19 protein-coding genes are annotated in these 26,004 nt (G+C 54.5%); 12 read left to right on the top strand and 7 right to left on the bottom strand.

What is annotated here, in order from left to right; translation table 11 throughout:
• Nucleotide 1 precedes the first annotated feature (1 nt).
• The 5 genes from J8X26_RS21125 (at nucleotide 2) to yjiA (ending at nucleotide 9,054) form a co-directional block, all read left to right on the top strand.
• Nucleotides 2–2,989, top strand: a complete 2,988-nt coding sequence (locus tag J8X26_RS21125; RefSeq protein ID WP_208951857.1) for a virulence factor SrfB — start codon at nucleotides 2–4, stop codon at nucleotides 2,987–2,989.
• On the top strand, nucleotides 2,986–5,367 hold the full coding sequence (locus tag J8X26_RS21120; protein ID WP_208951856.1) for a virulence factor SrfC family protein: 2,382 nt from the start codon (nucleotides 2,986–2,988) through the stop codon (nucleotides 5,365–5,367). The genes J8X26_RS21125 and J8X26_RS21120 overlap by 4 nt, the downstream gene beginning before the upstream one ends.
• 274 nt (nucleotides 5,368–5,641) lie before the next feature.
• A complete protein-coding gene (locus J8X26_RS21115) occupies nucleotides 5,642–7,792 on the top strand; it encodes a carbon starvation CstA family protein (protein WP_165060455.1) in 2,151 nt (716 codons plus the stop codon).
• Between the two features lie 79 nt (nucleotides 7,793–7,871).
• Nucleotides 7,872–8,075, top strand: coding sequence for a YbdD/YjiX family protein (locus tag J8X26_RS21110; RefSeq protein WP_104924916.1), 204 nt, complete (start codon nucleotides 7,872–7,874; stop codon nucleotides 8,073–8,075).
• 13 nt (nucleotides 8,076–8,088) lie between these two features.
• Complete coding sequence (yjiA, locus tag J8X26_RS21105; protein WP_165060460.1) at nucleotides 8,089–9,054, top strand: GTPase; 966 nt, start codon at nucleotides 8,089–8,091, stop codon at nucleotides 9,052–9,054.
• A 17-nt stretch (nucleotides 9,055–9,071) separates the two neighbouring features.
• Here the strand turns inward: yjiA and btsR are convergent, their stop codons facing one another.
• Both btsR and J8X26_RS21095 read right to left on the bottom strand, forming a co-directional pair.
• Nucleotides 9,072–9,791, bottom strand: coding sequence for a two-component system response regulator BtsR (gene btsR / locus J8X26_RS21100; protein ID WP_152323942.1), 720 nt, complete (start codon nucleotides 9,789–9,791; stop codon nucleotides 9,072–9,074).
• Nucleotides 9,785–11,473, bottom strand: coding sequence for a sensor histidine kinase (locus tag J8X26_RS21095; protein ID WP_152323943.1), 1,689 nt, complete (start codon nucleotides 11,471–11,473; stop codon nucleotides 9,785–9,787). The genes btsR and J8X26_RS21095 overlap by 7 nt, the downstream gene beginning before the upstream one ends.
• A 237-nt stretch (nucleotides 11,474–11,710) precedes the next feature.
• Here J8X26_RS21095 and fbaB point away from each other — a divergent pair, with 237 nt between their 5' ends.
• The 4 genes from fbaB to J8X26_RS21075 all read left to right on the top strand — a co-directional run bounded on the left by fbaB (nucleotide 11,711) and on the right by J8X26_RS21075 (nucleotide 17,140).
• Nucleotides 11,711–12,760 carry a class I fructose-bisphosphate aldolase gene (gene fbaB / locus J8X26_RS21090; protein ID WP_208951855.1) on the top strand — a complete coding sequence of 350 codons (1,050 nt, stop codon included), beginning with the start codon at nucleotides 11,711–11,713 and terminating at the stop codon, nucleotides 12,758–12,760.
• Nucleotides 12,761–12,868: 108 nt separating this feature from the next.
• Nucleotides 12,869–14,554, top strand: a complete 1,686-nt coding sequence (locus tag J8X26_RS21085) for an Hsp70 family protein (protein WP_208951854.1) — start codon at nucleotides 12,869–12,871, stop codon at nucleotides 14,552–14,554.
• A gap of 4 nt (nucleotides 14,555–14,558) precedes the next feature.
• A complete protein-coding gene (locus J8X26_RS21080) occupies nucleotides 14,559–15,821 on the top strand; it encodes a hypothetical protein (protein WP_208951853.1) in 1,263 nt (420 codons plus the stop codon).
• Nucleotides 15,752–17,140: a hypothetical protein gene (locus J8X26_RS21075; RefSeq protein ID WP_244370755.1), complete on the top strand. Its 1,389-nt coding sequence runs from the start codon at nucleotides 15,752–15,754 to the stop codon at nucleotides 17,138–17,140. Before J8X26_RS21080 ends, J8X26_RS21075 begins: the two co-directional genes overlap by 70 nt.
• Nucleotides 17,141–17,176: 36 nt before the next feature.
• Here the strand turns inward: J8X26_RS21075 and amyA are convergent, their stop codons facing one another.
• Nucleotides 17,177–18,658, bottom strand: coding sequence for an alpha-amylase (amyA, locus tag J8X26_RS21070; protein ID WP_208951852.1), 1,482 nt, complete (start codon nucleotides 18,656–18,658; stop codon nucleotides 17,177–17,179).
• Nucleotides 18,659–18,780: 122 nt separating this feature from the next.
• Nucleotides 18,781–20,283 carry a glycine betaine/L-proline transporter ProP gene (gene proP / locus J8X26_RS21065; protein ID WP_152328060.1) on the bottom strand — a complete coding sequence of 501 codons (1,503 nt, stop codon included), beginning with the start codon at nucleotides 20,281–20,283 and terminating at the stop codon, nucleotides 18,781–18,783.
• Nucleotides 20,284–20,576: 293 nt separating this feature from the next.
• On the opposite strand from proP, the gene J8X26_RS21060 reads away from it, so the two are divergent.
• Both J8X26_RS21060 and J8X26_RS21055 read left to right on the top strand, forming a co-directional pair.
• The gene (locus J8X26_RS21060) at nucleotides 20,577–21,758 is read left to right on the top strand and encodes an oligogalacturonate lyase family protein (RefSeq protein WP_208951851.1); all 1,182 of its coding nucleotides are present in this window, start codon (nucleotides 20,577–20,579) and stop codon (nucleotides 21,756–21,758) included.
• 6 nt (nucleotides 21,759–21,764) lie between these two features.
• Entirely contained in the window at nucleotides 21,765–22,085 is a 321-nt protein-coding gene (locus J8X26_RS21055; RefSeq protein ID WP_152328058.1) for a cupin domain-containing protein, read from the top strand.
• A gap of 106 nt (nucleotides 22,086–22,191) precedes the next feature.
• Here the strand turns inward: J8X26_RS21055 and J8X26_RS21050 are convergent, their stop codons facing one another.
• The 3 genes from J8X26_RS21050 to J8X26_RS21040 form a co-directional block, all read right to left on the bottom strand.
• Nucleotides 22,192–22,830 (bottom strand): RpiB/LacA/LacB family sugar-phosphate isomerase, encoded by a 639-nt coding sequence (locus J8X26_RS21050; protein WP_120508856.1) that lies wholly within the window; start codon nucleotides 22,828–22,830, stop codon nucleotides 22,192–22,194.
• 58 nt (nucleotides 22,831–22,888) lie between these two features.
• On the bottom strand, nucleotides 22,889–23,650 hold the full coding sequence (gene kduD / locus J8X26_RS21045; protein ID WP_152328057.1) for a 2-dehydro-3-deoxy-D-gluconate 5-dehydrogenase KduD: 762 nt from the start codon (nucleotides 23,648–23,650) through the stop codon (nucleotides 22,889–22,891).
• Between the two features lie 400 nt (nucleotides 23,651–24,050).
• Nucleotides 24,051–24,407, bottom strand: a complete 357-nt coding sequence (locus tag J8X26_RS21040; protein WP_095925761.1) for a helix-turn-helix domain-containing protein — start codon at nucleotides 24,405–24,407, stop codon at nucleotides 24,051–24,053.
• 411 nt (nucleotides 24,408–24,818) lie between these two features.
• On the opposite strand from J8X26_RS21040, the gene J8X26_RS21035 reads away from it, so the two are divergent.
• Nucleotides 24,819–25,991, top strand: a complete 1,173-nt coding sequence (locus J8X26_RS21035) for an efflux RND transporter periplasmic adaptor subunit (RefSeq protein WP_165060596.1) — start codon at nucleotides 24,819–24,821, stop codon at nucleotides 25,989–25,991.
• Nucleotides 25,992–26,004 lie beyond the last annotated feature (13 nt).

Raw genomic sequence — 26,004 nt, 5'->3', positions numbered from 1 at the left:
CATGCTGGCAACCATTACAGATTTTAAACAGACCATTTTTAAGCAAGCCGTGACCCTGATTCAGGACAGCGGTATTCAGTTTCTCGACTTCGCGCTCAAACCGGTGTGGGATGATGCGCTGCCTGCTAAATTCGTGCGCAAAAGCGCCAACGGCCCGCTGCTGCGCCTGGATTTCAACCCGCAAAATGGCCGTCATTTCTTACCCGGCGTGGACGGCGGTGCACCAGAAGTGGTGCGGCCTGAATTCAGTTTCCCGCTGGAACAGTCGCTCAAATTGCTCGATCAGATCTGGCTGCCGTTGCCGTTCCTGCGTTTTAATCCTCCGCGCACTTTTATGGCGGGCCCGGATAACTGGGCGCGTGTGCAAATCCGCGCGCTCGATACGCCGGAAGCCGATGGCAGTACGCACCGCGTGGTGGTGGCGTTTGATACCCGCGTGACCGAAGGCGATGAAGAACAGGCGCTGCTGGCTCCGACGCCGGACGACGTGAAAAACGGCATTAACTTTGCGCTGGCGTGGCACAACGAAGAGTTGCCCGAGTTTCTTGACCAGACCTGGGTAGACGGCTGGCTGCGTGAAGTCTTTACCGAGCAGGCGGCACTGCGCGAAGACCGTGAGGCGCGCAATATCAAAGTGGCGCTGCGCGAATTTGAATATCAGGCGCACTATCTGAACCTGCTGGAAATGCTCGGCAGCCAGCTGAGTATTCCGGAGCTGAAGATCAACGGCGCGACGCTTCAGGAACCGGCGATCAACGTGGATCTTATCCTCGACGTCGGTAACTCGCACACCTGCGGCATTCTGGTTGAAGACCATGTTGGCGAAACCGACGGACTGAAACAGACCAGCGAACTGCAACTGCGTGACCTCTCACAGCCGCATTTTCTCTATAACGAGCTGTTTGAAAGCCGTGTGGAATTTGCTCAGGCGCGCTTTGGTAAACCGAACTTTTCCGTTGAAAGCGGCCGTGACGATGCGTTTATCTGGCCATCAATTCTGCGTGCCGGGCGTGAAGCCAGCCGTCTGGCGCTGCTGCGCGAAGGCACGGAAGGATCGACCGGAATTTCCAGTCCGCGACGTTATTTGTGGGATGAAGACAGTTACACGCCGGGCTGGCGTTTCAGCCAGGGCGGCCACGGTACGGTGCAGGAGCCGGTGGCGGCGGCAATGCCGCTGACGTTCCTCATCAATGACGAAGGTCAGCCGCTGTCTGACCTGCCGCCGGAAGATCGCCTGCCGGTGTTTTCTGCTCATTACAGCCGCAGCTCGGTGATGACGCTGATGCTGTCCGAACTGCTGGCGCAGGCGATGATGCAAATCAACAGTCCGGCGCAGCGCATCCGCATGCTGCGCTCGTCCGCGCCCCGCCAGATCCGCAATATTATTCTGACGCTGCCGTCGGCAATGCCGAAACCTGAGCGCGAAATTTTCCGCCGCAGAATGCAGGAAGCGATTGGTCTGGTCTGGAAATCTATGGGCTGGCATCCGTCGGATGACGGTTTTAAAAATCAAACCGATAAAGCCAAAAGCCGCATGCCGGTGCCCGATGTGCAGATGGAATGGGACGAAGCGACCTGCGGCCAGATGGTGTATCTGTACAACGAAACGCAGGTGAACTTCGGCGGTCATACCGGCGAATTCTTTGCCAGCATGGCGCGTCCGGACCGGGAACTGGCCGACGATGAACCGGTGGGTAAAACCCTGCGCATCGCGTCGATTGATATTGGCGGCGGCACCACCGATCTGGCGATTACCCAATACTGGCTCGACGACGGTATGGGAAATAACGTTAAAATCACCCCGCGCCTGTTGTTCCGCGAGGGATTTAAAGTCGCGGGCGACGATATTCTGCTCGATGTGATCCAGCTTTATATTTTACCTGCGCTGCATGCCGCGCTGAAGAAAGCCGGGCTGGCGAATCCGGACAGCCTGATGACGCGCCTGTTTGGCAGTGAAGGCCGCATGGACGGGCACGCGACGCTGCGTCAGCAAAGTACGCTGCAAATTTTCATCCCGCTGGCTCATGCCGTGCTGGAAGTTTACGAACGTTTTGACCCGCTGGATACGCACGCCGAAATCGATGCGCCGTTTGGCGAACTGCTGGGGCAACATCCGACGCAAAAAGTGCTGGATTATCTGCACAGCGAAATTCAACGCGTGCTGCCTGCCGGTTCCGCCGTTTTCGATATTTTACAGGCTCCGCTGGTGCTTAAACTCAGCAAACTGCACAACGAATTCTTATCTAACCGCATGAGCATCACGCAGAATCTGCGTTCTCTCTGTGAAGTGGTGTCGCTGCACGATTGCGACGTGCTGTTGCTGACCGGCCGCCCTTCGCGCTTCCCCGGTATTCAGGCGCTGTTCCGCCATCTCCAGCCGTTACCGATTAACCGCATGCTTTCGCTTGACGGTTATCACACCAGCGGCTGGTATCCGTTTAACAAACAGGGGCGCATTGATAACCCGAAATCGACGGCGGCGGTAGGTGCGATGCTGTGCCTGCTGGCACTGGATTTACGGCTACCGGGCTTCTATTTCAAGGCCGGTGATTTCCAGCCGTATTCCACGGTGCGTTATCTCGGCATGCTCGACGGTAATCAGGTTCTGAGCGACGACAATGTTTGCTACAGCGATATCGATCTGGATGCGCATGATTACAAGCTCGACAGCGCCGCCAGTTTCCGTATCCGTGGCGCGATTTGTCTCGGTTTCCGTCAGCTGGAAAATGACCGCTGGCCTGCGTCGCCGCTGTATACCTTGTCGATTGCGGAGCCGGAACTGGCACGTAAAGTGGCTGGCGACAGCGTGCTGCGCGTAAAACTGGCCGTTAAAAAAGGCGAAGATCACCCGACACCGGAATTTTTCGACATCGCCAGCGCGGTGCTGGATAACGGCACCAAAGTGCCATCTCATCACCTGCGGCTCAGGCTGAACACACTGGGCGAAAGCCATTACTGGATCGACAGTGGGAGCGTATTCGTCTCATGACAACAAGCATGACAGTTTCAACCCCGGCACCGGCGCTGACCACCAACGAATTACAGCGTCAGTTTGCGGCCGCTGCCGCCACAATGGGCGACGCGCTGGAGTGGGTGGACACCACCCGTGAACAGGCACCGCGTCTGGATCTGGAAGCCGACCGTTTGCGGCTGCAACTCAAACGTTGCCGCGATAAAGCGCAGCGTCTGGCTCTGGCGTGCGAACTGCCACCTGCGCTGGGTTTCTTCGGGCATTCTCAGGCCGGGAAATCCTATCTGATTTGTTCTCTGGCGGCCGGAAACTATGGCCGTCTTGAAACCCGCCTCGGCGGCGTGACGCTTGATTATCTGACGCAGATTAATCCGGGCAACCGCGCCGCCCGTCTGGCGACCCGCTTTACGCGCCAGGTGGATGTGAGAGACCGCGCTTTTCCGGTGCGCATGTTGCTTCTCAGTGAAGCCGACCTGGCGCGCATCGTGATCCGCGCGTTCGAGCCGGACGCCAGCTATCACGTTCCCGATACGCAGCAGATCACCGAGCATCTCAATAAGCTGATGATGCACCGCCAGCCAGAGCCGGTAGAAGGCTTTACCAGCGAGCAAATGATGGGGTTATGGGATTCGATGATCCGTCTCGACGCCCGCCGTTTCCGTCATCTCAACGCGCATTACTGGCCGGTGGCCGTGAAGCTTGCGCCGTATCTGAACGTTGACGACCGCGCACGCCTGTTCTCTTTGCTGTGGGGCAATACGCCCGCATTAACCGCTGCTTACCGTCATTACGCCCATACGCTGCAACATCTCGGCAGTGCGCAAAGTCTGCTGGCACCGCTGAGCATTCTGGTGGATGACGCGATGCAGCCTGCGGACGGGATCTTCAGCCCGTCGCCGACCTGGGATATTCAGGTGCCGGTCTGCCCGCAGTTTGGTGAAGAAACCGGTTCACCGGTGACGTTGTCACTGGCTGAACTAGCGCTGCTGGCCTCCGAAGTGCAAATTCCGCTGCTTTCGCCGCCGCGCGAAGTGCTGTTCGAACAGACCGACCTGCTGGATTTACCGGCGCAGAGCGTGCGGGCAGAAGACGGTACAGACGATGAAAAAGACGCCCTGTTCCGCGCCAAAATGGCCTATCTGCCCGAGCGTTATACCGACCGCCACGAAATGAATATGCTGATGGTGTGTACCGCCGCGGATAAACGTGAAGACGTGGTTGCCGTTGGCCGCACGCTGGAATACTGGGTCAAAGAAATGCAGGGCGAAAACACCCAGGTTCGCGGCCGCCGCAAGCCGGGGCTGGTCTGGGTGCTGACGCCGTTTGACCGCCGCATGACTGAATCGGTGCATTTCGATGAAGCCGTGCAGCGTCATGTCGGTAATCCGGGCGATGCCTGGGGCGCATTGCTGGCGATGGACGAGCGCGGCCTGCAACGTATGGCCGATTATCTGGTAGCGGAAATTCGCCCGGAAATCCGGCTGAACCGTCTCGAAGAACTGCGTGACGAACTTTACCGCGAGCTGGCGGATAACCTGCTGGGGCGCTGGTTCCAGAAAGGCGAAGTGGCTGACCCGGCGAAAAAGCAGCATACCGTTCAGACCGTGATTAAAGCCTTACAGACGCGCACCGGCGTCCACGGCGAATTGCTGGAAAAACTGCTGCCCGGCCGCGATGAGCTGCACAGGATTTATCACGAAATTTCCGGGCAGGACGCCGGAACCGACCCGCAGGATCAGACTGCCGCCGAAAGCTTTGGTATCGGCATAGACATTGATTTGTTTGCCGAGCAACAGGATGTGCAGCCGTGGCAGGAAAAACAGGATGACGGCGCGGCGTTTGCGCGTCAGGTGCAGCGTTACTGGATAAACCATCTGCGCGGTTTACCGGAAAATGAACCGCTGATCGCTCTGCTTGGTGTGGCGAAACCGACCGTAGAGTTGCTGATGGAAGAGCTGATCACCGCCAGTTTCCGGCTGAATATGGGGGAGGCGCTGGTGCAGTCACTGGGCGGAACCTTGCCTGCCGGTGCGCGTGAACATGAACATCACGCCGACCGGCAGGTTTCCCGCGCGCTGACCGTGCTCGGTGATTTTGTTGCGTGGCTCGGCTATGAAAAACTCAGCGAAGCCGAACGCCCGGAAAGCCGCATCAATAAGGGCAATAAGATTTTCGCCAAGCCGCAGAAAAACGTCGTCAGCTGGAAATCTTCCCGCAGGCTGACCAGACTCTCCGCAACGCCCACCAATTCGACCGCGTTTTACATTTACGACTGGCTGGTCGGATTGCAGGAAAGCATCATGCGTAACGCCGGTTATGCCGCGGGCGGTGAAATTCCTGCGCCTCAACGCGAACAGTTGGAACGCCTGCTCGGAAAATTAGCCGTTCCGGCCTGAAAATAACCCGTCACAGGGGCAAAACGCCTCTGTGACGCGGGTTTGCAGTGAGATCTAAATCACAAAATTCAGTGGGTTAGCGCGACATCAAAACCGCTTACCGCCTCCAGTAACCGCTTAGCTCCCCATACAACCGCTTAACCACTCTTTCCCCCGTTTGGCGGTGAAATTCGCCATCCTGTGTCTGGCAAAAAAATAGTGCCCTTCTCTTATAAAAGCTCCTCTCAAAATCCGTGAGGGGCATTTGTTGGCTATTCTGACAACCAGGTTTCCTATGAATACAAAATCAATATTCAAGCATATACCCTGGATGATTCTGGGAATCATCGGTGCTTGCTGTCTGGCAGTCGTTGCCTTACGGCGAGGTGAACATATCAGTGCGCTGTGGATTGTGGTGGCATCGGTTTCGGTCTATCTGGTGGCCTACCGCTATTACAGCCTTTACATCGCGCAAAAAGTGATGAAGCTCGACCCGACGCGTTCAACGCCCGCGGTACTTAATAACGACGGGCTGAACTATGTGCCGACGCACCGCAACGTGCTGTTCGGCCACCACTTTGCGGCCATTGCGGGCGCAGGTCCTCTTGTCGGGCCGGTTCTGGCGGCGCAAATGGGCTACCTGCCCGGCGTGCTGTGGCTGCTGGCGGGCGTGGTGCTGGCAGGAGCTGTACAGGATTTCATGGTTCTGTTTATCTCCTCGCGCCGTAACGGGGCGTCGCTCGGCGAAATGATCAAAGAGGAAATGGGGCCGGTGCCGGGCACCATCGCCCTGTTCGGCTGTTTCCTGATCATGATTATTATTCTGGCGGTGCTGGCGCTGATTGTGGTGAAAGCGCTGGCGGAAAGCCCGTGGGGCGTGTTTACGGTCTGTTCGACGGTGCCCATCGCGCTGTTTATGGGCATTTACATGCGCTTTATCCGGCCTGGACGCGTGGGTGAAATCTCGGTGATTGGCGTGATTTTGCTGATAGCTTCCATCTGGTTTGGCGGCGTGATTGCCCATGACCCGTACTGGGGCCCGGCGCTGACGTTTAAAGACACCACCATCACCTTTACCCTGATTGGCTATGCGTTTATTTCCGCGCTGCTGCCGGTCTGGCTGATTCTGGCGCCGCGCGATTATCTGGCGACATTCCTGAAAATCGGCGTGATCGTCGGGCTGGCGATCGGGATTGTGATCCTGAATCCGGAACTGAAAATGCCTGCGATTACGCAGTACATTGACGGCACGGGTCCGCTGTGGAAAGGCGCGCTGTTCCCGTTCCTGTTTATCACCATTGCCTGTGGTGCGGTGTCCGGTTTCCATGCGCTGATTGCTTCCGGCACCACGCCAAAACTGCTGGCCTGTGAAACTGACGCGCGGTTTATCGGTTACGGCGCAATGCTGATGGAATCTTTCGTGGCGGTGATGGCACTGGTTGCGGCTTCCATCATCGAACCGGGTTTGTACTTTGCGATGAACACCCCGCCAGCCGGTCTGGGCATTGTGATGCCAAACCTGCATGAGCTGGGCGGCGATAATGCGCCGATGATTTTGGCACAACTGAAAGATGTGACGGCGCACGCGGCGGCCACGGTGAGTTCCTGGGGCTTTGTGATCACTCCGGAACAAATTCTGCAAACCGCTAAAGATATTGGCGAACCTTCCGTGCTGAACCGCGCGGGTGGCGCACCGACGCTGGCGGTAGGTATCGCACACGTCTTCAACAAGATTGTACCGTTTGCCGATATGGGCTTCTGGTATCACTTCGGGATCCTGTTCGAAGCGCTGTTCATCCTGACTGCGCTGGACGCCGGTACGCGTTCCGGACGCTTTATGTTGCAGGATTTGCTCGGCAACTTTATTCCGTTCCTGAAAAAAACTGATTCACTGGTGGCCGGGATTGTGGGTACTGCCGGTTGCGTGGGCCTGTGGGGATATCTGTTGTATCAGGGTGTGGTCGATCCGCTGGGCGGCGTGAAAAGCTTGTGGCCGCTGTTCGGGATCTCCAACCAGATGCTGGCGGCTGTCGCCCTGGTGCTGGCAACTGTGGTGCTGATCAAAATGAAACGCACTAAATACATCTGGGTCACCGTGCTGCCTGCGGTCTGGCTGCTGATCTGCACCACCTGGGCGCTGGGTCTGAAACTGTTCAGCACCAATCCGCAGATGGAAGGCTTCTTCTTCATGGCCAGCCAGTATAAAGCCCGTATCGCCGCTGGCGGCGCGGACCTGACTGAACAGCAAATCAGCAACATGAACCATATTGTGATCAACAACTACACCAACGCCGGGCTGAGTATTCTGTTCCTGATTGTGGTGTACAGTATTATTTTCTACGGCTTCAGGGCATGGTTGCAGGCGCGTAAAACCGATCAGCGTACCGATAAAGAAACGCCGTATGTGCCGGTGCCGGAGGAAGGTATTAAACTCTCCAGCCACTGATGATGTTGTGTTACTGCCCCGCACTCGCGGGGCTTTCCCGCATATAGCATGGCGGCCAATACTCTCAAAGGAGCGGCTTGTGTTCGATAATTTAGGCGCGGCGAAGAAATACCTCGGTCAGGCGGCGCGCATGCTGGTGGGGATCCCGGATTACGATACCTACGTGCTGCACATGCAGACCAATCATCCGGATAAACCGATGATGACTTACAAAGAATTTTTCCGCGAACGCCAGCAGGCCCGCTACGGCGGCGACGGCAAAGGCGGGATGCGCTGTTGTTAACAGGAATGACGTTATGACACCCATTGCGGTCACGGTTTTAACCGGTTTTCTCGGCGCAGGCAAAACTACCCTGCTGCGCCAGATGCTGCATCAGCAGCACGATTACAAAATTGCAGTCATTGAAAATGAGTTTGGCGAAGTGGCGATCGACAGCCAGCTGATTGGCGATCGCGCGACGCGGATTACCACGCTGACCAACGGGTGTATCTGTTGCAGCCGCTCGAACGAACTGGAAGACGCGTTGCTGGATTTGCTCGACGGTCTGGATGGAGGCGACGTGCAGTTCGACCGGCTGGTGATTGAATGCACCGGCATGGCGGATCCGGGGCCGATTTTGCAGGCGTTTTTCGCCCATGAAATTATCTGCGAACGCTATCTTCTCGACGGAGTCATCACGCTGGTGGACGCGGTTCACGCGCAACAACAGCTGGATCAGTTCCCGCTGGCGCAGTCGCAGATTGGTTATGCTGACCGGATTTTGCTGACGAAAACCGATGTGGCCGGTGACAGCAGCGAGCTGATTGCGCGGCTTCAGCGGATTAATGCCCGCGCACCGGTGTATCCGGTGGTGAACGGCGATATCGATCTGGCGCTGTTGTTCGACACGCGTGGTTTTATGCTGGAAGAAAACGTGGTGGTCTCAAAGCCGGTTTTCCGCCGCATTGTGAACCGGCAGGAAAATACGATTTCATCCATCGTGGTGGAACTGGATTATCCGGTGGCGTTGCAGGCGGTATCCGGCGTGATGGAAGGTTTACTTTCCGGTTTTGCAGACAGCCTTCTGCGCTATAAAGGGATGTTGTGGATTGAGGATCAGCCGTGCCGCCTGCTGTTTCAGGGCGTTCAGCGGCTGTACAGCGCCGACTGGGACCGCACGTGGGAACCGGACGAAACGCCGGTCAGCCAGCTGGTGTTTATCGGCGTGGCATTACCGGAAGCCGAAATTCGTCAGGCATTTGACGGGCTGAGACCCGTCTGAACCGCCCGCCCTGACACCTAAAGCCCGACGGCTTCTTTCAGTGTTTTCAGATAGCGGCGGCTGACCGGTACGGTCTGGCCGTCGCGCAATAACAGCTCCGCCTGATTGTTATCTTCCAGGCGGATCTCTTTAAGATAATCCATATTCACCAGATATTGCCGGTGACAACGTAACAAGGGCGTGCGGCTTTCCAGCGTGCGCAGCGTCAGTTCCGTAAACCCTTCCTTGCCGTCCTGACTGGTCACGTAAACGCCGCTCATCCGGCTGCTGACAAACGCCACCTCTTCCATCTGCAACAGCCAGATCCGGCTGTGGCCGCTGCACGGAATGAATTTCAGCGACTGCTGGCTTTCCGGCAGTTGCGAGATTTCCTGCACCTGACGTTCCTGCCGCAACCGTGCCAGCGTTTTCTGTAAACGTGGCGGCTCAATCGGTTTCAGCAGGTAATCAAACGCGCACTCTTCAAACGCCTGCACCGCGTATTCATCAAACGCGGTAAGAAAAACAATATGCGGACGATGCCGGTGGTCGAGCATTCCGGCCATTTCCAGCCCGCTGATGCGCGGCATCTGAATGTCCAGAAACAGGACGTCCGGACGCAATTTATGCACCGCGCCGATGGCTTCAATGGCGTTGGCGCATTCGCCGATGATCTCGATATCGCCTTCGTCCCGAAGCTGAATCCGCAGGTTCTCGCGTGCCAGCGGCTCATCATCAACAATCATCACTTTCAACATGCGGGTTCCTCGATCGGCAGGCGCAACGTAACGCGGGTGAAAAGATCCGGTTCGCAGCTGACGGCGATCCCATAGTCATCGCCAAAGCGGGCGCGCAGGCGTCTGTCCACCAGACTCATGCCCAGCCCGTTGCTTTCGGTGCGCGGCTGATATAAACCGGCGTTGTCCTCGACCTCAACAACGACGTTTTGCCCGTCACGACGGGCGCGGATGGTAATTATACCGTTGCCGAGCAATTGAGACGTGCCGTGCTTAATGGCGTTTTCCACAATCGGTTGCAGAGTAAATGCAGGCAGATTCTGAGCCGAGAGCTGGTCCGGCACCTGAAGTTCGACGTTCAGCCGCGAGGGAAAACGCGCCAGTTCGATTTGCAGATAGGCATTCACGTGCTCGATTTCGTTGGCAAGAGTGACAATTTCTGAAGGACGTTTGAGGTTTTTGCGAAAGAACGTCGAGAGATACTGCACCAGTTGCCCGGCTTTATCGCTGTCGTTACGGATCACCGCCATCAGCGTGTTGAGCGCGTTGAACAGGAAATGTGGGTTCACCTGTGCGTGCAGCAGTTTGATTTCCGACTGTGCGAGCAGCGCTTTTTGTTGCTCGTATTTCCCCGCCAGAATTTGCGCCGACAGCAACTGCGCAATGCCTTCGCCCAGCGTACGGTTGATCGAGCTGAACAGCCGGTTGCGTGCTTCGTACAATTTGATGGTGCCGATCACCCGCTGATTTTCGCCCCGCAGCGGGATCACCAGCGTCGAGCCCAGTTTGCAGTTCGGGTGCAGCGAGCAGCGGTAAGGCAATTCGTTGCCGTCGGCGTACACTACTTCGTCCTTTTCAATCGCGCGCCAGGTATAGGCGGAAGATATCGGTTTACCGGGCAAATGGTGGTCATCGCCCACGCCGGTAAACGCCAGCAGTTTCTCACAATCGGTAATGGCGACGGCGCTGATATCCAGTTCCTGATGCAGAACCTGCGCCACTCTCATGCTGTTTTCTTCGTTAAATCCCTGCCGCAATATCCCTTCCGTCGATGCCGCTACCCTCAGCGCGGTGGCGGAAAACGCCGACGTGTATTTTTCAAACATCGCGCGTTTATCCAGCAGGATGCGCATAAACATCGCCGCGCCCAGCGTGTTAGTCACCATCATCGGCGCGGCAATATTACTGACCAGATGCAGTGCGTCGTGAAACGGCCGGGCAATCAGCAGGATAATCAGCATCTGCACCGTTTCAGCCACGAACGTAATTGCGCCAGCGGTCAGCGGATTGAACAGCATATCGGTGCGCCCGCGACGGATCAGAATGCTGTGCAGCAAACCACCGAGCAGCCCTTCGGTAATGGTGGATACCATGCAACTGAGTGCCGTCATGCCGCCCATCGAGTAACGATGTAACCCCCCGGTCAGCCCGACCAGTCCGCCGACAACCGGACCGCCCAGCAGCCCCCCCATCACCGCGCCAATCGCACGCGTGTTGGCAATGGAATCTTCAATGTGCAGGCCGAAATAGGTGCCCATAATGCAGAATACGGAGAACGTGATGTAACAAAGCAGCTTGTGAGGCAGACGGACGGTGACCTGCATCAGTGGGATAAAAAGGCGGGTTTTACTCATCAGCCAGGCGATAACCAGAAACACACACATCTGCTGTAACAGCAGTAAAACTAAATTGAACTCGTACATGCCCGACATCCGCAATCAGTGAAGCGCATACGATAGCGCGTTCAGCGAAACGTTTCTTTGGCACGCGCCAGAAAAACGAAATCGATTTATTACTTTTTTGTATGTGGGGGCTTGCTTCAGCCTTCAGCATCTAATGTGCAAGTTGGCCGGAATCAAAACGTTAGTCTACTTTGTCTACTGTAAGGCAGGTTCATTCATCGCTCTGAACCCTGTTCAGAGCCCGAGACGGAGTTCGTTATGACTGATATCTCTAAGGTTTTAGGTAAAGAAGCCGATTCCCTGTTGCAACATCGTTGTTCCACAATTACTGCTGAGCAGCTTAATCTTCCGGGGGCTGATTTTGTCGATCGCGTAATGATTGATAATAACCGCTCGCCGCGCGTGCTGGCTGCGATGCAAAATCTGTATAACACCGGCCGTCTGGCGGGAACCGGTTATCTGTCGATTCTGCCAGTCGATCAGGGCGTCGAGCATTCCGCAGGCGCATCATTTGCGGCAAACCCGCTCTATTTTGACCCGAAGAATATTGTCGAACTGGCACTGGAAGCCGGTTGCAACTGTGTGGCCTCGACTTACGGCGTGCTGGCTTCCGTGTCCCGCCGCTATGCCCACAAAATCCCGTTCCTGGTCAAACTGAACCACAATGAAACGCTCAGTTATCCGACCCAGTACGATCAGACGCTGTACGCCAGCGTGGATCAGGCGTTTGAACTGGGTGCGCAGGCCGTCGGTGCAACCATTTATTTCGGTTCAGAACAATCCCGCCGTCAGATTGAGGAGATCTCCGCCGCGTTCGAACGGGCGCATGAGCTGGGCATGGTCACGGTGTTGTGGGCGTATCTGCGCAATCCGGCGTTTGTTAACGACGGCGTGGATTATCACTCCAGCGCGGATTTGAGCGGTCAGGCGAACCACCTTGCGGCCACCATTGGCGCAGATATCGTGAAGCAAAAGATGGCCGAAAATAACGGCGGCTACAACGCCGTGAAGTTTGGTTATACCGACGCGCGCGTCTATTCCAAACTCACCACCGATCACCCTATCGATCTGGTGCGTTATCAGCTGGCGAACTGCTACATGGGGCGCGCCGGTTTGATTAACTCCGGCGGTGCGGCAGGCGAAAACGATATTCAGGAGTCGGTACGTACGACGGTGATTAACAAACGCGCGGGCGGAATGGGGCTGATTCTGGGGCGTAAAGCGTTCAAGAAATCCATGAAAGATGGCGTGGCGTTAATCAATGCGGTGCAGGATGTGTATCTGGATAAGAAAGTGACCATCGCTTAACCCGGACTACAAAATCCCTTAAGTATTCTGTAAATTTGGCCGATAGAGACGTTTCGTCGTCAGACGCTTCTTTCGGCCATTCTCAGTTCATTTTCGGGAGCAATACGGATGTTGATAGGGATAGATTTAGGCACGTCAAACAGCGCGGTTTCCATCTGGCAGGACGGTCAGGCCGTTCTGATACCGAACGCCTACGGGCACAATCTCACGCCTTCGGTTATCGGGCTCGATGATAACGGGCACATTCTTGTCGGCGCACCCGCTCACGCCCGCCTGTTTACTCACCCCGGTCTGACCCTCTCCAGTTTTAAACGTTTCATGGGCACCGACCATCATTTCCGGCTCGGACATCAGTCTTTTCGTGCAGAAGAGCTTTCCGCCCTGTTGTTGCGCAGCCTGAAAGCCGACGCCGAGCAACACTGCGGTTGTAAAGTCGAACGCGCCATCATTACCGTTCCCGCCTATTTCAATGACATTCAGCGTAAAGCCGTGAAAACCGCCGGTGAGCTGGCGGGTTTACACGTCGAACGCTTGCTCAACGAACCGACCGCTGCATCGCTGGCTTACGGGCTGGCGAATCAGCAGGAGCAGAAGTTTCTGGTGTTCGATCTGGGCGGCGGCACTTTTGATGTCTCGATCATCGATATGTTCGAAGGCGTCATTGAAGTGCGCGCCAGCAGCGGCGATGTATTTCTGGGTGGCGATGACTTTACGCGCAGCCTGGTCAGCTGGATGCTGGCGCAATTCCCGCAACTCGAGCAGGAAGACACCGGTTTACACGGCCGGCTCGTCACATTGGCGGAGCGGGCAAAGCGCCAGCTGACGACGCAGGACAGTACGTCCGTCAGTTATCAGCAAGAAGGCGAAACGCTGAGCTGGACAATCACGACGGAGATTCTGGCGCAATGCTGTGAAAGTGCGCTGGAACGGATGAAAAAGCCGGTGATTCAGGCGCTGCGTGATGCGAAGTTTTCCGCCGATCAGGTGGATCATATTGTGCTGGTGGGCGGCGCGACGCGGATGCCACTGGTGCGACAGGCTGTCGCGCGTTTGTTTGGCCGTTTCCCGCGTTGCGATCTTCAGCCCGATGAAGCGGTTGCGCTGGGTGCGGGAATTCAGGCCGGGCTGGCGATGCAGGATCAGGCACTTGACGATATCGTGCTGACTGACGTGATGCCCTTCACGCTCGGTATTGAGATTGCGCGCCGTAAAGGCGAAGGCTATGAGACGGGGCATTTTATGCCGTTGATCGAACGCAATAGCTTTGTACCGGTGAGCCGGGTGGAATCCGTCCGTACGATCACCGACCAGCAAAAAATGCTCGAATTTTCGATTTATCAGGGTGAAGGCCGCCGTGTTTCCGACAATATTCTGCTCGGTTCCTTATCGCTGGATGTGCCGCCACGCCCTGCCGGTGAAATCACCGCCGACGTGCGTTTTACCTATACGCTGGACGGCATTCTTGAAGTGGAATGCAAAATCGATCATAGCGGTGAGATGCAAAAACTGGTGATCGAAAAATCCCCCGGCTCGCTCACGCCGGAACAAATCTCCGCCAGCCTGATGAAACTGGAAAACATCAAACAGCACCCGCGTGAGCAACTGGTTAACCGCCAGCTGGTCGCCGAAGCCAATGCGTTTTACGAACAAAGTCTCGGAGAGCAACGTCAATATATCGCCGATCATCTTTACCGTTTCGAAAGCGTGCTGGACACGCAGGATGCCCGGCAAATCGCTGAAGCCCGCAAGGAAATCGAGGGACTGATCGCGTATCTGCGCAGGGAATGGGAGTAAACGGATGAGCATCTGGTCAGTCTTAGACATCGAACCTACTGACGATCTGAGCGTTATCAAGCGCGCGTATGCCCGGAAACTGAAAAGCACACGTCCAGATCAGGATCCGGAAGGCTATCAGCAGCTGAGGGAGGCGTTCGAGCAGGCGACGGCGATTCCCAATGTCCGCGGTTTACATGCTGAACAAGATCGTGCTTTTTCAGAGCTGACGGAGCCTGAATACAGTGCGCCGTTTTCGCAACAGCAGATCCTCAATCAGGTTGATGAAATGGTGACATTGCTGCTTGCCGATGCCACCGCCGGTTTTGAAAGGCTGTACACCTGTTTGTCTGAAGGTCCTCTGGAAAATATTCACGCCCGCGAGTTGTTCAGCCATTTTCTGGCAGAGGAATTGGGCAAACGTGAAGGTGTTACCCGTTCTGTGCTGATCAACGTGGCCGCCATGATGGGATGGGAAATCGAAAATTTCAGACCTGAAGGGATTTCCGCGGACCAGTTATGGGCGATTTACACGCAGACTGAAAACACAGAGGCTTCACAATACTGGGATTCCCTCGTAAATGAATCTGAGAAGTCCCCGCAGGAACATGAACGATTTCAGTTGCTAAGCGTTGAGGGCAAAAAGCTGTCATTCATGGCGAGGTTAATTCCGGGTTATGTCGGCCAGCTACGTAAGACGGTAGAAGAAATCAGCACGTACCATCCTGTATTGCTGGAGCGGGTTAATCCGCAGTTGCTCAAAACGTTATCCGGGCTGCGTTTAGCTTTGGACTGGAGTACAGCTTTTTTTATCGTGTTCTGGGGAATGGTGATCGCTATTGGAATTCGCCATGACGAACATCCGCTGCGCGATTTGTCGATTATTATTTCCGTTCTACTTATCTGTACGTGGGGTAAAAGCGAGCTACAGCGTAAGTTCAGGCATTCGCAGAACATTGTGGCGATATTCGAAACTCTGCTTTCGCTACTCATCTTGGGTGTGTTTGCTAAAATTTTCAGCGGCTTGTATGGGCAACTGCATTTCATGTACGACGACCCGGGACGTGGTCCGGCACTTTTTGGCATGCTTGCCGCTTTCGTACTTTTCCTCATATGGGCAATTTGTCCGCGATACTGGCGCTGGTACAACCTTATCAGCAATAGCCTGACCGCATTTGTCTCATTTCCATGGCAGCAGGCAAAAAAAACTGGCGTGATATGGCGCATCGTCATTTGTGCCGTGATGTTATTCCTTTATTCGTGGCTCGTGACCTGGGCGGTGGCATGAACAACCCATACATCTGGTCAGTCTTAGACATCGAACCTACTGACGATATGAGCATCATCAAGCGCGCTTACGCCCGGAAACTGAAAACGACGCGGCCAGATCAGGATCCGGAAGGCTATCAGCGGCTGAGGGAGGCGTTTGAGCAGGCGAAGGGTTACGTGGACCGTCCTTCGAAGAGTGACGTTGTCACGGAAATTCTGAATGAATCTCCCTCTTTCACTTTACGGATGCCGGTTCACATTGAACCTTTAAAAGAGCTCACGTCGGGTATCGGTAATGCGCTGGAGCAGGAGTTAGAGGCATTAAGGCAGGTGACTGCAATCATCGATGTCATGATGGAAGATGAAACCGAAGGCCTGAACCTGCTCAAATCCGTGCTATCCGGTGAGCTTTTGCAAAATCTGCGTCTGCGGGAAGTGTTCAGTCAGGAACTGGCTGCACAGCTGAGTGAGCGCGAAGGATTGTATTCGGCACTGCTTATCCGTGTTTCAGGGGTCATGGGCTGGGATATTGACCATTATCAGCCGGGCGGCATACCCGCGCATCGTCTGGCCGCGCTTTATCGTCAGATTGAAAATACGGGCGCGAAGTATTACCTGGCTCAGTTGCAAAATAAATATCAGAAATCCGCACTGGATCGGCAACGGCTGAGGTTGCTCACTGTCGAAGGCGCCACGCTTGCGTGGTGGGCAAGGTGGATGCCTGATTTTCTGAAACCCCTTTATGAGGAACTCAGCCATATCAGGATGAATTACCCTTCACTCGTGCCGCAATTAAACTCGCAACTGGTGAAAGCGCTTGATGAATTACGCACAGCGATGAGCTGGGGCACGCTATTTCTGGCTGGTTTCTGGCTTTTACTGACATTGCTTGCGACCCGCGAAGACCCTGACAAGTGGCGTGACCGGATCCTTTTGATCGCGATTATCGGCGTTTATACGCAGGGCTACAGTTTTCTGGAAAGCGTTCTGCGTGACCGGCCCCGGAGCCTGAAGGTTGCGCAAGGCGGACTTTCGCTGCTCGCCCTTCTGATTTTAGTGAAAATGCTGTTGGGCTTTTTCGATGCTTTCAAACCAGAATCTGGCCATCTTCAAATTTTGCTAACCGATTACGGCGTGATGAGCGTTGTCGGTTTCTGTGTCCTCTGGATGATGGCGCCGAAGGCCTGGAAATGGTATCAGGTTCCGCTTAACGCCATGATTATTCTGGTGGTGTTCCCGTGGCAGCTGATGAAAAAATCAGAAGGGATTGTGGGCATTGTGTCATTTGTTTTGCTGCTGGCGATGTATGCCTTTTTGATTGCTTTGGGGATCCGCTGAAAAACTAACAGGCTGGCATTCCACCAGCCTGTCTTTTCACTCCGCCAGAACCCAGACGCTGACACTCCCTGCTTCGCAGAAGAACTGCCCCGTACCGTTTTCATCGGTTTCGATGATGTCTTCGCGGTGTTCCAGTAAATCGCGCCATTTCTTATGCGCGAAACCGTCGCCCAGTTCGATGGTCTTTTCTCCGCCTTCCCCGTTTGACATCACCACCACGCAGCCCGGATGCTCTTCGGTTCCGCTGCGGCTGAAGGCAATACAGTTAGGGTGATCGAGATAATCGGTCTGCACGCCCCACGCGTAAGTCTGGCGCGCTTTGATCAGCGTTTCCAGTTGCGGGATCGCAGGCAGTTCGATGGTGTAATTATTGCCGTCATCCCCTTCATCTTCGTAACTTGCGCCAATCAAATCCGGATAAAACACAATCGGCACGCCCTGTTCACGCAGCAGGATTAACGCATAAGCCAGCGGTTTGAACCACGGCTCAACCGGCGCTTCCAGCGACTGTAGCGGCTGCGTGTCGTGGTTGGCGACCAGCGTGACCGCGTGTGACGCGTCGGCGGCGACCAGCGTGTTGTCAAAAATGGTGGTCAGATCGAAATCCGCGCCCTGCTTTGAGGCATGATGGAAATTCAGCTGCAACGGCGCATCGAACAGCATGGTTTTGCCTTCCACCTGATGGATGTAATTTTGCAGCGTGGGCACGTCGAACGACCAGTATTCGGCCACCAGATACATCGGCTGTTCGGATTCAGCCTGAATATGATCAATCCATTCTTTATAGAACCAGGCCGGGATATGCTTCACTGCGTCCAGCCTGAACCCCGTGCAACCGGTTTGTTCCATGATCCAGCGGCCCCAGTATTTGAGCTCTTCGCTGACCGCGTTATTGCGGAAATCAACGTTGGCACCCATCAGATAATCGTAATTCCCAAATTCGTCATCGACCTGATCGTTCCAGCCACCGCCGGTGTAATCGTTGATGATTTTGAAAATGCCGTTTTCATCCGGGTTTTCAATATGATCGACGCCACTGAAGCAGTGGAAATCCCAGACAAACTTGGAATACTGCCCGTTTCGGGCGGCGAAGATGAATCGCGTCCAGGCATCGGCTTCGATGATGTCGTCGCTGATATCTTCACGGTCATCCATATTGACGCGGTTAACCTGCACGCGCTCTTTTTCGTCAGCGCCCATTTTATGGTTGAGCACCACATCGAGAATGACGCCAAGCTGATGGTGTTTCAGCGCCTGAACAGCCGCCAGGAATCCCTCTTTGTCGCCGTACTTGGTGGCGCGTGAGCCTTTCTGGTCAAACTCGCCCAAATCGAATAAGTCGTAAGTGTCATAACCCACTGAATATCCGCCGGAACCGCCTTTATATGCCGGAGGAAGCCAGGCGGCAGTGATCCCGATTTCGGCCAGCCACGCAGCTTTTTCTGCAACCTCAGGCCATAATTTGCCGCCATCAGGGTAATACCAGTGGAAGAACTGAAACAACGTAGGATTCTGCATACAGGATTTCCATAAAGATGACCGGGAAATGAAGTATGGAGCAGGATTAGAGAACTGCGAGGTAAAGGGCGAAAAAAAGCCGGTCAGGAGGTGACCGGCTTGTGTTTTGCGTCAGCGCTGAATCAGTTGATTTCAGGATGCTGCGCGATCAGGTTCTTTCTTTTGGCTTCGAGTTCAGCAATCTGCGCATCAATATCTTCAATTTTATGTTCGATATTGTCGTGATGCTCCTGAAGGATTTCACGGGCTTCTGCGCGGTCAGACGCGGCTGGCGTTGCGCCTTTCAGCGGACGGTTCGCGGTTTCTTTCATGAAGATACCGGTCACCAGGCCAATGACGGAAATGACCATCAGATAGTACGCAGGCATGTACAGGTTGTTGGTCGCTTCCACCAGCCACGCCACGATGGTTGGTGTCAGGCCGGCAATCAGCACGGAGACGTTAAACGCAATGGCCAGCGCGCTGTAACGGATGTGCGTCGGGAACATCGCCGGTAAGGTGGAAGCCATCACGCCGATGAAGCAGTTCAGCAGCACCGCCAGAATGAGTAACCCGAGGAAAATCAGGCCGATCACATCACTGTTAATCAGAATGAAGCACGGAATTGCCAGAATGAACAGGCCGATGCTGCCGATAATGACGAAGGGTTTGCGCCCGAAACGGTCGCTCAACATCCCCATAAACGGCTGCACAAACAGCATACCGACCATGATGGCGATGATAATCAACACGCCGTGGTCTTCAGAATAATGCAGGCTGTGAGACAGATAACTTGGCATGTACGTCAGCAACATGTAATAGGTGACGTTGGTGGCGATCACCATGCCGACGCAGATAATTAGCGGTCTCCACTGTTTGGTGAGGATTTCGCGGAAAGAGACTTTCGGCGGCTCGGCAATATCTTTGCGTGAGTCGCTGTCGATTTTATCCACGTGCTGCTGGAATGTCGGGGTTTCTTCCAGCGCATGGCGCAGGTAAATCCCGATCAGGCCCAGTGGTGCGGCGATGAAGAACGGAATACGCCAGCCCCACTCGAGGAAGTTCGCGTCACCGACGATACTGGAGATCAACACCACGACGCCCGCACCGAGAATAAACCCGGCGATGGAACCGAAATCAAGCCAGCTGCCGAGGAAGCCACGTTTTCTGTCCGGAGAGTATTCCGCAACAAAAATCGCCGCCCCGGTGTATTCACCGCCGACGGAGAAGCCTTGTGCCAGTTTCGCCAGTAAAAGCAATATTGGCGCCCATATGCCGATGGTGGCATAGCCGGGTATCAGACCGATACAGAAGGTACTGACGGACATGATGATAATGGTGACGGATAACACTTTCTGGCGGCCAAATTTGTCGCCCAGTGCGCCGAAGAACAGACCGCCCAGAGGTCTGACGAGGAAGGGAACCGAGAAGGTTGCCAGTGCTGCAATCATCTGAATGCCGGGATCGGCACCCGGGAAAAACACCTGACCTAAAGCGAAGGCCACAAAGCCATACACACCGAAATCAAACCATTCCATCGCGTTGCCCAGCGCGGCGGCAGTAATGGCTTTCTTCAGTTTTTTGTCGTCAATGATAGTAATGTCATTGATTTGCATCGGTTTAACGCGTTTCTTTCTTAATCTCATCTTTTACATCCCTTTTCCAAAATACTCCACTGTGTCAGCGTGAGATATTTTTGTTCGTACCCTTTAACTATTTCAGGTATCAATAATTATTCAGCAAGCCATATCATTATAGAGTGGTTTTCCGCTGAGGCAAAAGGCGGCCATTTTGTGATCAGCTTTACACTTTTGTTTTCCCCTGCCCCCGTTTCACCCCGCCAGATGGTAATGTGTTTTCAAATTAATGAAACTGCATTTTAATTAATGAAAGGGAAGCCAGAACAGCGGCTAATTTCATGCTACTGATGGGGTGAATCATGGCTAAAGGTTCTCAGATTCAATTCAATTTCCACACCGTTCAGGATCCTCAGACCGGTACCCGTGTGACGCGTTTAACGCCTCCCGACGTTCTGTGTCATCGCAATTATTTCTATCAAAAGTGTTTTACGCGTGATGGCAATAAGTTGCTTTTCGCCGGGGAGTTCGACGGTAACCGCAACTATTATCTGCTGGATCTCACCACACAAAAAGCGGTTCAGCTGACGGAAGGTGCAGGCGATAACACGTTCGGTGGTTTTCTTTCACCCGACGATCAGTCGCTGTATTACGTGAAGAATGAGCGCAGCCTGCAATGCGTCACGCTGAAAGATTTCAGCGAGCGGACAGTTTATCGGGTGCCTGAAGAGTGGGTGGGGTACGGAACGTGGGTGGCAAACAGTGAATGTACCCGTCTGGTCGGCATTGAAATCAGCCGCAAGGACTGGACGCCGCTCACCGACTGGTCCATTTTCCAGACGTTTTATCACAGCAATCCGCACTGCCGCCTGCTGGGTGTCGATTTGCTCAGCGGAAAATCCCGTGTCATCCACGAGAGAAACGAATGGCTGGGTCACCCGATTTATCGTCCGTTTGATGATAATACCGTCGCATTCTGCCACGAAGGCCCGCACGATCTGGTCGATGCGCGCATGTGGCTGGTAAACGAAGATGGCAGCAATGTGCGTAAGGTGAAGGAACATGCGCCAGGTGAAAGCTGCACCCATGAATTCTGGGTGCCGGATGGATCGGCGCTGATGTACGTGTCCTACCTGAAAGGCCAGCACGACCGCCATATCCGCCGGTTTGATCCGCAAACCGGGGAAGATATTTCCCTGATGACGATGCCGGCCTGTTCGCATCTGATGAGTAACGAAACCGGATCGTTGCTGGTGGGCGACGGATCCGGCACGCCGGTGGATGTGCAGGATACCGCCAGCCATACGATTGATAACGACCCGTGGCTGTATATTTTTGATGCCGTGTCCCGCCGGTACGCACCGCTTGCGGCACATAACAGTTCCTGGCGAGTGCTCGATGGCGATCGTCAGGTAACGCATCCGCACCCTTCTTTCTCGCCGGACGATCGTCATGTGCTGTTTACTACCGATCACGAAGGGCTTCCGGCGCTGTATCTGGCCGAAATCCCGGCTTGCCTGCTCAGTTCATTACGCAAGGACTAAACGACGATGTTTATTTATAAGAAAGATATTCCACTCCAGGATCTGGGCGACGGCGTGGGCCGTCGCGTTCTGGCGCATGGCGGCACGATGATGGCGGTGGAAGTCTCATTTGAAACCGGAGCCATCGGCCCGATGCATAATCATGTGCATGAACAGCTGACCTACGTGCTGTCGGGGCGTTTTAAATTCACCATCGGCGAGGAAACGCACGAGGTTTCAGCAGGCGATACGCTGTATAAAAAACCGTACATAATGCACGGGTGTGTATGTCTGGAAAAAGGCGTGTTGTTAGATACCTTTACGCCGCAGCGCCAGGATTTCCTCTAAACCGCCAACTTTTGAGCCGTCTCCAAATATTTAGGGTTAGATGACTGCTAATAAAAAACCGGTACTCACTGAGCACCGGTTTTTTATCGCCTGAAAGAAACTGAAATTACGCGAGGATTTCACGTACGAAGTTTTCGATCTCTTTGTTCTGGCAGTTTTCAAAGAAGCACTTCTGGAAACGTTCACCGGTGACGGCGGTTTTCACCAGTTCCGGATCAATGGCCCGCAGCGTATCCAGATAGTTTTCTTTCACAACAGCGGCTTTTACCTGATTCAGGATACCGGCGTTGCGCACCTGAGGTTCTTTACGATCTGCCGGATAACCCTGACCTTTCTCGCCGGTAAAAGCTTTCTCGAAGATGAAACGAACGTTAAGCTCTGCACCCCAGCCAAAACCTTTGGCAAATGGCAGGGACAGCGCGTTACCGTTGTTGATTTGCGCGAACAGGAAAGCATCCGCCGGATCGATACAGTAACCACAGTTCACGCCCGGATGGATGTTCAGGGACATCAGCGCGCCCTGTCCGGTGCCGCAGCCTGCGACCACAAAATCGACCGCTTTGGAGTTGAGCAAAATGCTGGCCATGATGCCCAGATGGATGTAGGTCAGGTGATGATCCTGTTCGTCAGACATGCCGACGTTGTAGACCGGATACTCTTTTTCAGAAGCCACCGCGTTCAGTTCTTTCAAAATGATCGCGTTTTTAGCGGCCTGACTGTTTTCCATCATCAATGCAATTTTCATGAGATTTCCTCGTTGTGGCAGCGGATTTCTCCACTGCGCAAGTTGAATTGTGGCGGGATTAACGCGCCAGCCAGCCGCCATCGACGGCAATAGTGTAGCCATTAATATAGTCAGAGGCCGGAGACGACAGGAAAACGACCGGCCCCATCAGGTCTGACGGTAAACCCCAGCGACCGGCCGGAATGCGGCCCAGAATTTCTTCGCTGCGCGCTTCGTCGGCACGAAGTTGCTGGGTGTTATTGGTCGCCATATACCCCGGCGCGATGGCGTTCACGTTGATATTGTGTTTCGCCCATTCGTTTGCCAGCAGGCGGGTCACGCCCATCACGGCGCTTTTTGACGCGGTATAAGAAGGCACGCGGATGCCGCCCTGATAGGAAAGCATCGACGCGATGTTAATGATTTTCCCGCCGGTACCCTGAGCGATGAACTGTTTTGCAACGGCCTGAGACATGAAGAAGACGGATTTGATGTTCAGGTTCATTACGTCATCCCAGTTCTTTTCGCTGAACTCGATGGCGTCTTCACGACGGATAATCCCGGCGTTGTTGACCAGAATATCCAGATGCCCCATTTCGGCGACGGCACGTTCGAGCAGCGCCGGGATCACTTTAGTGTCGCTCAGATCGGCGGTCAGGCTCAGAAAGCGACGGCCGGTGGCGCCCACGCGTTCGATGGTTTCAGTCGGTTCAACAATGTTGATCCCCACGATGTCACAGCCCGCTTCTGCCAGACCTACGGCCATACCCTGACCCAATCCGGTGTCACAGCCGGTGACAACAGCCACTTTTCCCTGCAAAGAGAAATTATCCAGAATCATGATGTTTCCTTTTTTCATAAAACGGAGGCGAATACGCGATTCCGTCGGACGTCTTGAATGATGTCGGGCACGGCCCGGCGCCGAAGTAATGGAGCGAGTTTAGCGTCAAAATTCGCACAACTCAACAAATTGAAACATCATTTCATTTTATGTGAACTTTGATGTTGATTTTTGTTGGGTTGATCACGTCCTGACTATTGCAGGCACAGGAGAAGGCAGGCAGATGCCCGAAACGGGTGAAGGAAACAGTGAAAAATGTGCAGTAAAAAGCGTACCGGATCAGTCAGCGTGGGGTTTTAAAGGGATTGGAATAAAAGATGGGGAAGAAAATTCACTGCCCGACGAAAGCCGGGCCAGTGGTACACGCCGTCTCAGGGAGAAGAGAAAGCGGAGAGGAAACTCAGTGCAGACATCCCTGACATTCTGTTGCCAGACTCAGGCCCCGGCGCCAGTCGCCCGGCGTTTGTCCGAACTGGCGTTTGAAACTGCGCGTAAACGACTGCTGCGAATCAAAGCCCAGCGAAATCGCCACGCTGACAATAGGTTCGCCACTGCTTGCCAGCATATCGGCGGACTTCTTCAGTTTTTTCTCACGAATATATTCACCCATCGGCAAACCAGTGTGTTCTTTGAACATCCGTTGCAGATACCAGCGTGAATACCCTGCCCGCTTGGCGACGGTTTTAATATCCAGACGCTCTTCCAGGTTGTGATCGATCCAGTCGATCAGGTCGTGAATGAAATCCTCGGTTCTCATGGACTTTCTCTCCGGCTTTTTTATTGTTCGGCGCCCCCCGGGGCAGCTCGTCTTTTTATAAAGTGACGCAGTTTTGACTTAAATGCAAGTTTTACTATTGCATTTAATTCCTCGTTACGGGATAGTCCACTTCCCCGAAGTAAACGTTCTGTAAAATAGCACAGAAAGTGTAACAGTATTTCTTGCACTTTAGTAGCGGCATCCCTACAATCCCCTCGAACTAACTGTATCAGACATTGATACATAATTGTGCTGATGAACGGCATAAGCCCCAAAAAAGTCAGATCAGGCAAAGGACGTTACCCGGAGGACAGGCCGGTGTATTGCCTGGCAGCACTTACTTCACTGGAAATAAAAATAATGATGAACCTGCAAAAATCACAGGTTAATGCACGCGGCCGCTCCGGCGGCATGCCTTTGACGTTGCGTCTTTCCGGGATTGCGCTGGTTGTTGCCCTGCTTGCCGGGTGCGATAACAGTGTGGCGCAAAATGCCGCTCCGCCTGCCCCGCAGGTCAGCGCGGCAGATGTTTTAATCAGGCAAATCAGCGAATGGGATGCCTTTAATGGCCGCGTCGAAGCCGTTCAGAGCGTTCAGCTGCGTCCGCGCGTGTCGGGTTACATCGACAAAGTGAATTATCAGGAAGGACAGGAAGTCAAAAAAGGTCAGGTGTTATTCACCATCGATGACCGGACTTATCGCGCTGCACAGGAACAGGCTCAGGCCGAACTCGTACGCGCCCGCAATCAGGCCGGTCTGGCCCGAAGCGAGTCCGCGCGCACCGAAGCGCTGATCGGCACGCAGGCAGTTTCTAAAGAAATCGCTGAGCAGCGCCGTTCTGCCGCGTCGCAGGCGCAGTCAGATGTTCTGGCCGCGCAGGCGCAGCTTGATATGGCGCAGCTCAATCTTGATTTCACCCGCGTAACCTCGCCGATTGACGGACGCGCCAGCCGCGCCATGATCACTACCGGTAATCTGGTGACAGCCGGTGATACCGCGAGCGTACTGACGACGCTGGTTTCCCTCGATACCGTGTATGTCTATTTTGACGTTGATGAAGGCACGTTCCTGCGTTATCAGGCGATGGCGCGAGACGGCCAGCGCAGCAATAACCCGCAAAACCGCTTGCCGGTTCACGTTGGTCTGGTTGGCGAAAATGGCTATCCCCATCAGGGCGTGGTCGACTTCACCGATAACCAGCTTAATTCCGGAACCGGCACTATCCGTATGCGCGCCCTGCTTGATAACCGCGACCGCACGTTTACGCCGGGCCTGTTTGCCCGCGTACAACTGCCGGGCAGCGCGCAGTTCAACGCCATGCTGGTGGACGATAAAGCCGTGCTGACCGATCAGGATCGCAAGTTTGTTTACGTGGTGGATAAAGACGGCAAGGCGCAGCGTCGTGATGTGGAACCCGGGCGGATGTCCGGCGGACTTCGCATCATTCAGAAAGGCCTTGAAGCCGGTGATCGCGTGATTATCGACGGCGTGCAAAAAGTCTTTATGCCGGGAATGCCGGTAAACGCGAAAACGGTCGCTATGGCGGCCAACAGCGTGACGCCTACTCCCGCTGCAGTTCAATAAAAGAGAATCCTGA

The organism is Rahnella sp. ChDrAdgB13, assembly GCF_017655185.1.
In the GTDB taxonomy this organism is placed as follows: Bacteria; Pseudomonadota; Gammaproteobacteria; order Enterobacterales; family Enterobacteriaceae; genus Rahnella; species Rahnella contaminans.
The sequence above is the reverse complement of the archived record's forward strand: the minus strand, read 5'-3'. Positions and strand labels throughout refer to the sequence as shown.

Bases quoted from the DNA above. Each gene is read 5' to 3' on its own strand.
- J8X26_RS21125 (WP_208951857.1), top strand. From the start codon at position 2: ATGCTGGCAACCATTACAGATTTTAAACAGACCATTTTTAAGCAAGCC.
- J8X26_RS21120 (WP_208951856.1), top strand. From the start codon at position 2,986: ATGACAACAAGCATGACAGTTTCAACCCCGGCACCGGCGCTGACCACC.
- J8X26_RS21115 (WP_165060455.1), top strand. From the start codon at position 5,642: ATGAATACAAAATCAATATTCAAGCATATACCCTGGATGATTCTGGGA.
- yjiA (WP_165060460.1), top strand. From the start codon at position 8,089: ATGACACCCATTGCGGTCACGGTTTTAACCGGTTTTCTCGGCGCAGGC.
- btsR (WP_152323942.1), bottom strand. From the start codon at position 9,791: ATGTTGAAAGTGATGATTGTTGATGATGAGCCGCTGGCACGCGAGAAC.
- J8X26_RS21095 (WP_152323943.1), bottom strand. From the start codon at position 11,473: ATGTACGAGTTCAATTTAGTTTTACTGCTGTTACAGCAGATGTGTGTG.
- fbaB (WP_208951855.1), top strand. From the start codon at position 11,711: ATGACTGATATCTCTAAGGTTTTAGGTAAAGAAGCCGATTCCCTGTTG.
- J8X26_RS21085 (WP_208951854.1), top strand. From the start codon at position 12,869: ATGTTGATAGGGATAGATTTAGGCACGTCAAACAGCGCGGTTTCCATC.
- J8X26_RS21080 (WP_208951853.1), top strand. From the start codon at position 14,559: ATGAGCATCTGGTCAGTCTTAGACATCGAACCTACTGACGATCTGAGC.
- J8X26_RS21075 (WP_244370755.1), top strand. From the start codon at position 15,752: ATGGCGCATCGTCATTTGTGCCGTGATGTTATTCCTTTATTCGTGGCT.
- amyA (WP_208951852.1), bottom strand. From the start codon at position 18,658: ATGCAGAATCCTACGTTGTTTCAGTTCTTCCACTGGTATTACCCTGAT.
- proP (WP_152328060.1), bottom strand. From the start codon at position 20,283: ATGAGATTAAGAAAGAAACGCGTTAAACCGATGCAAATCAATGACATT.
- J8X26_RS21060 (WP_208951851.1), top strand. From the start codon at position 20,577: ATGGCTAAAGGTTCTCAGATTCAATTCAATTTCCACACCGTTCAGGAT.
- J8X26_RS21055 (WP_152328058.1), top strand. From the start codon at position 21,765: ATGTTTATTTATAAGAAAGATATTCCACTCCAGGATCTGGGCGACGGC.
- J8X26_RS21050 (WP_120508856.1), bottom strand. From the start codon at position 22,830: ATGAAAATTGCATTGATGATGGAAAACAGTCAGGCCGCTAAAAACGCG.
- kduD (WP_152328057.1), bottom strand. From the start codon at position 23,650: ATGATTCTGGATAATTTCTCTTTGCAGGGAAAAGTGGCTGTTGTCACC.
- J8X26_RS21040 (WP_095925761.1), bottom strand. From the start codon at position 24,407: ATGAGAACCGAGGATTTCATTCACGACCTGATCGACTGGATCGATCAC.
- J8X26_RS21035 (WP_165060596.1), top strand. From the start codon at position 24,819: ATGCCTTTGACGTTGCGTCTTTCCGGGATTGCGCTGGTTGTTGCCCTG.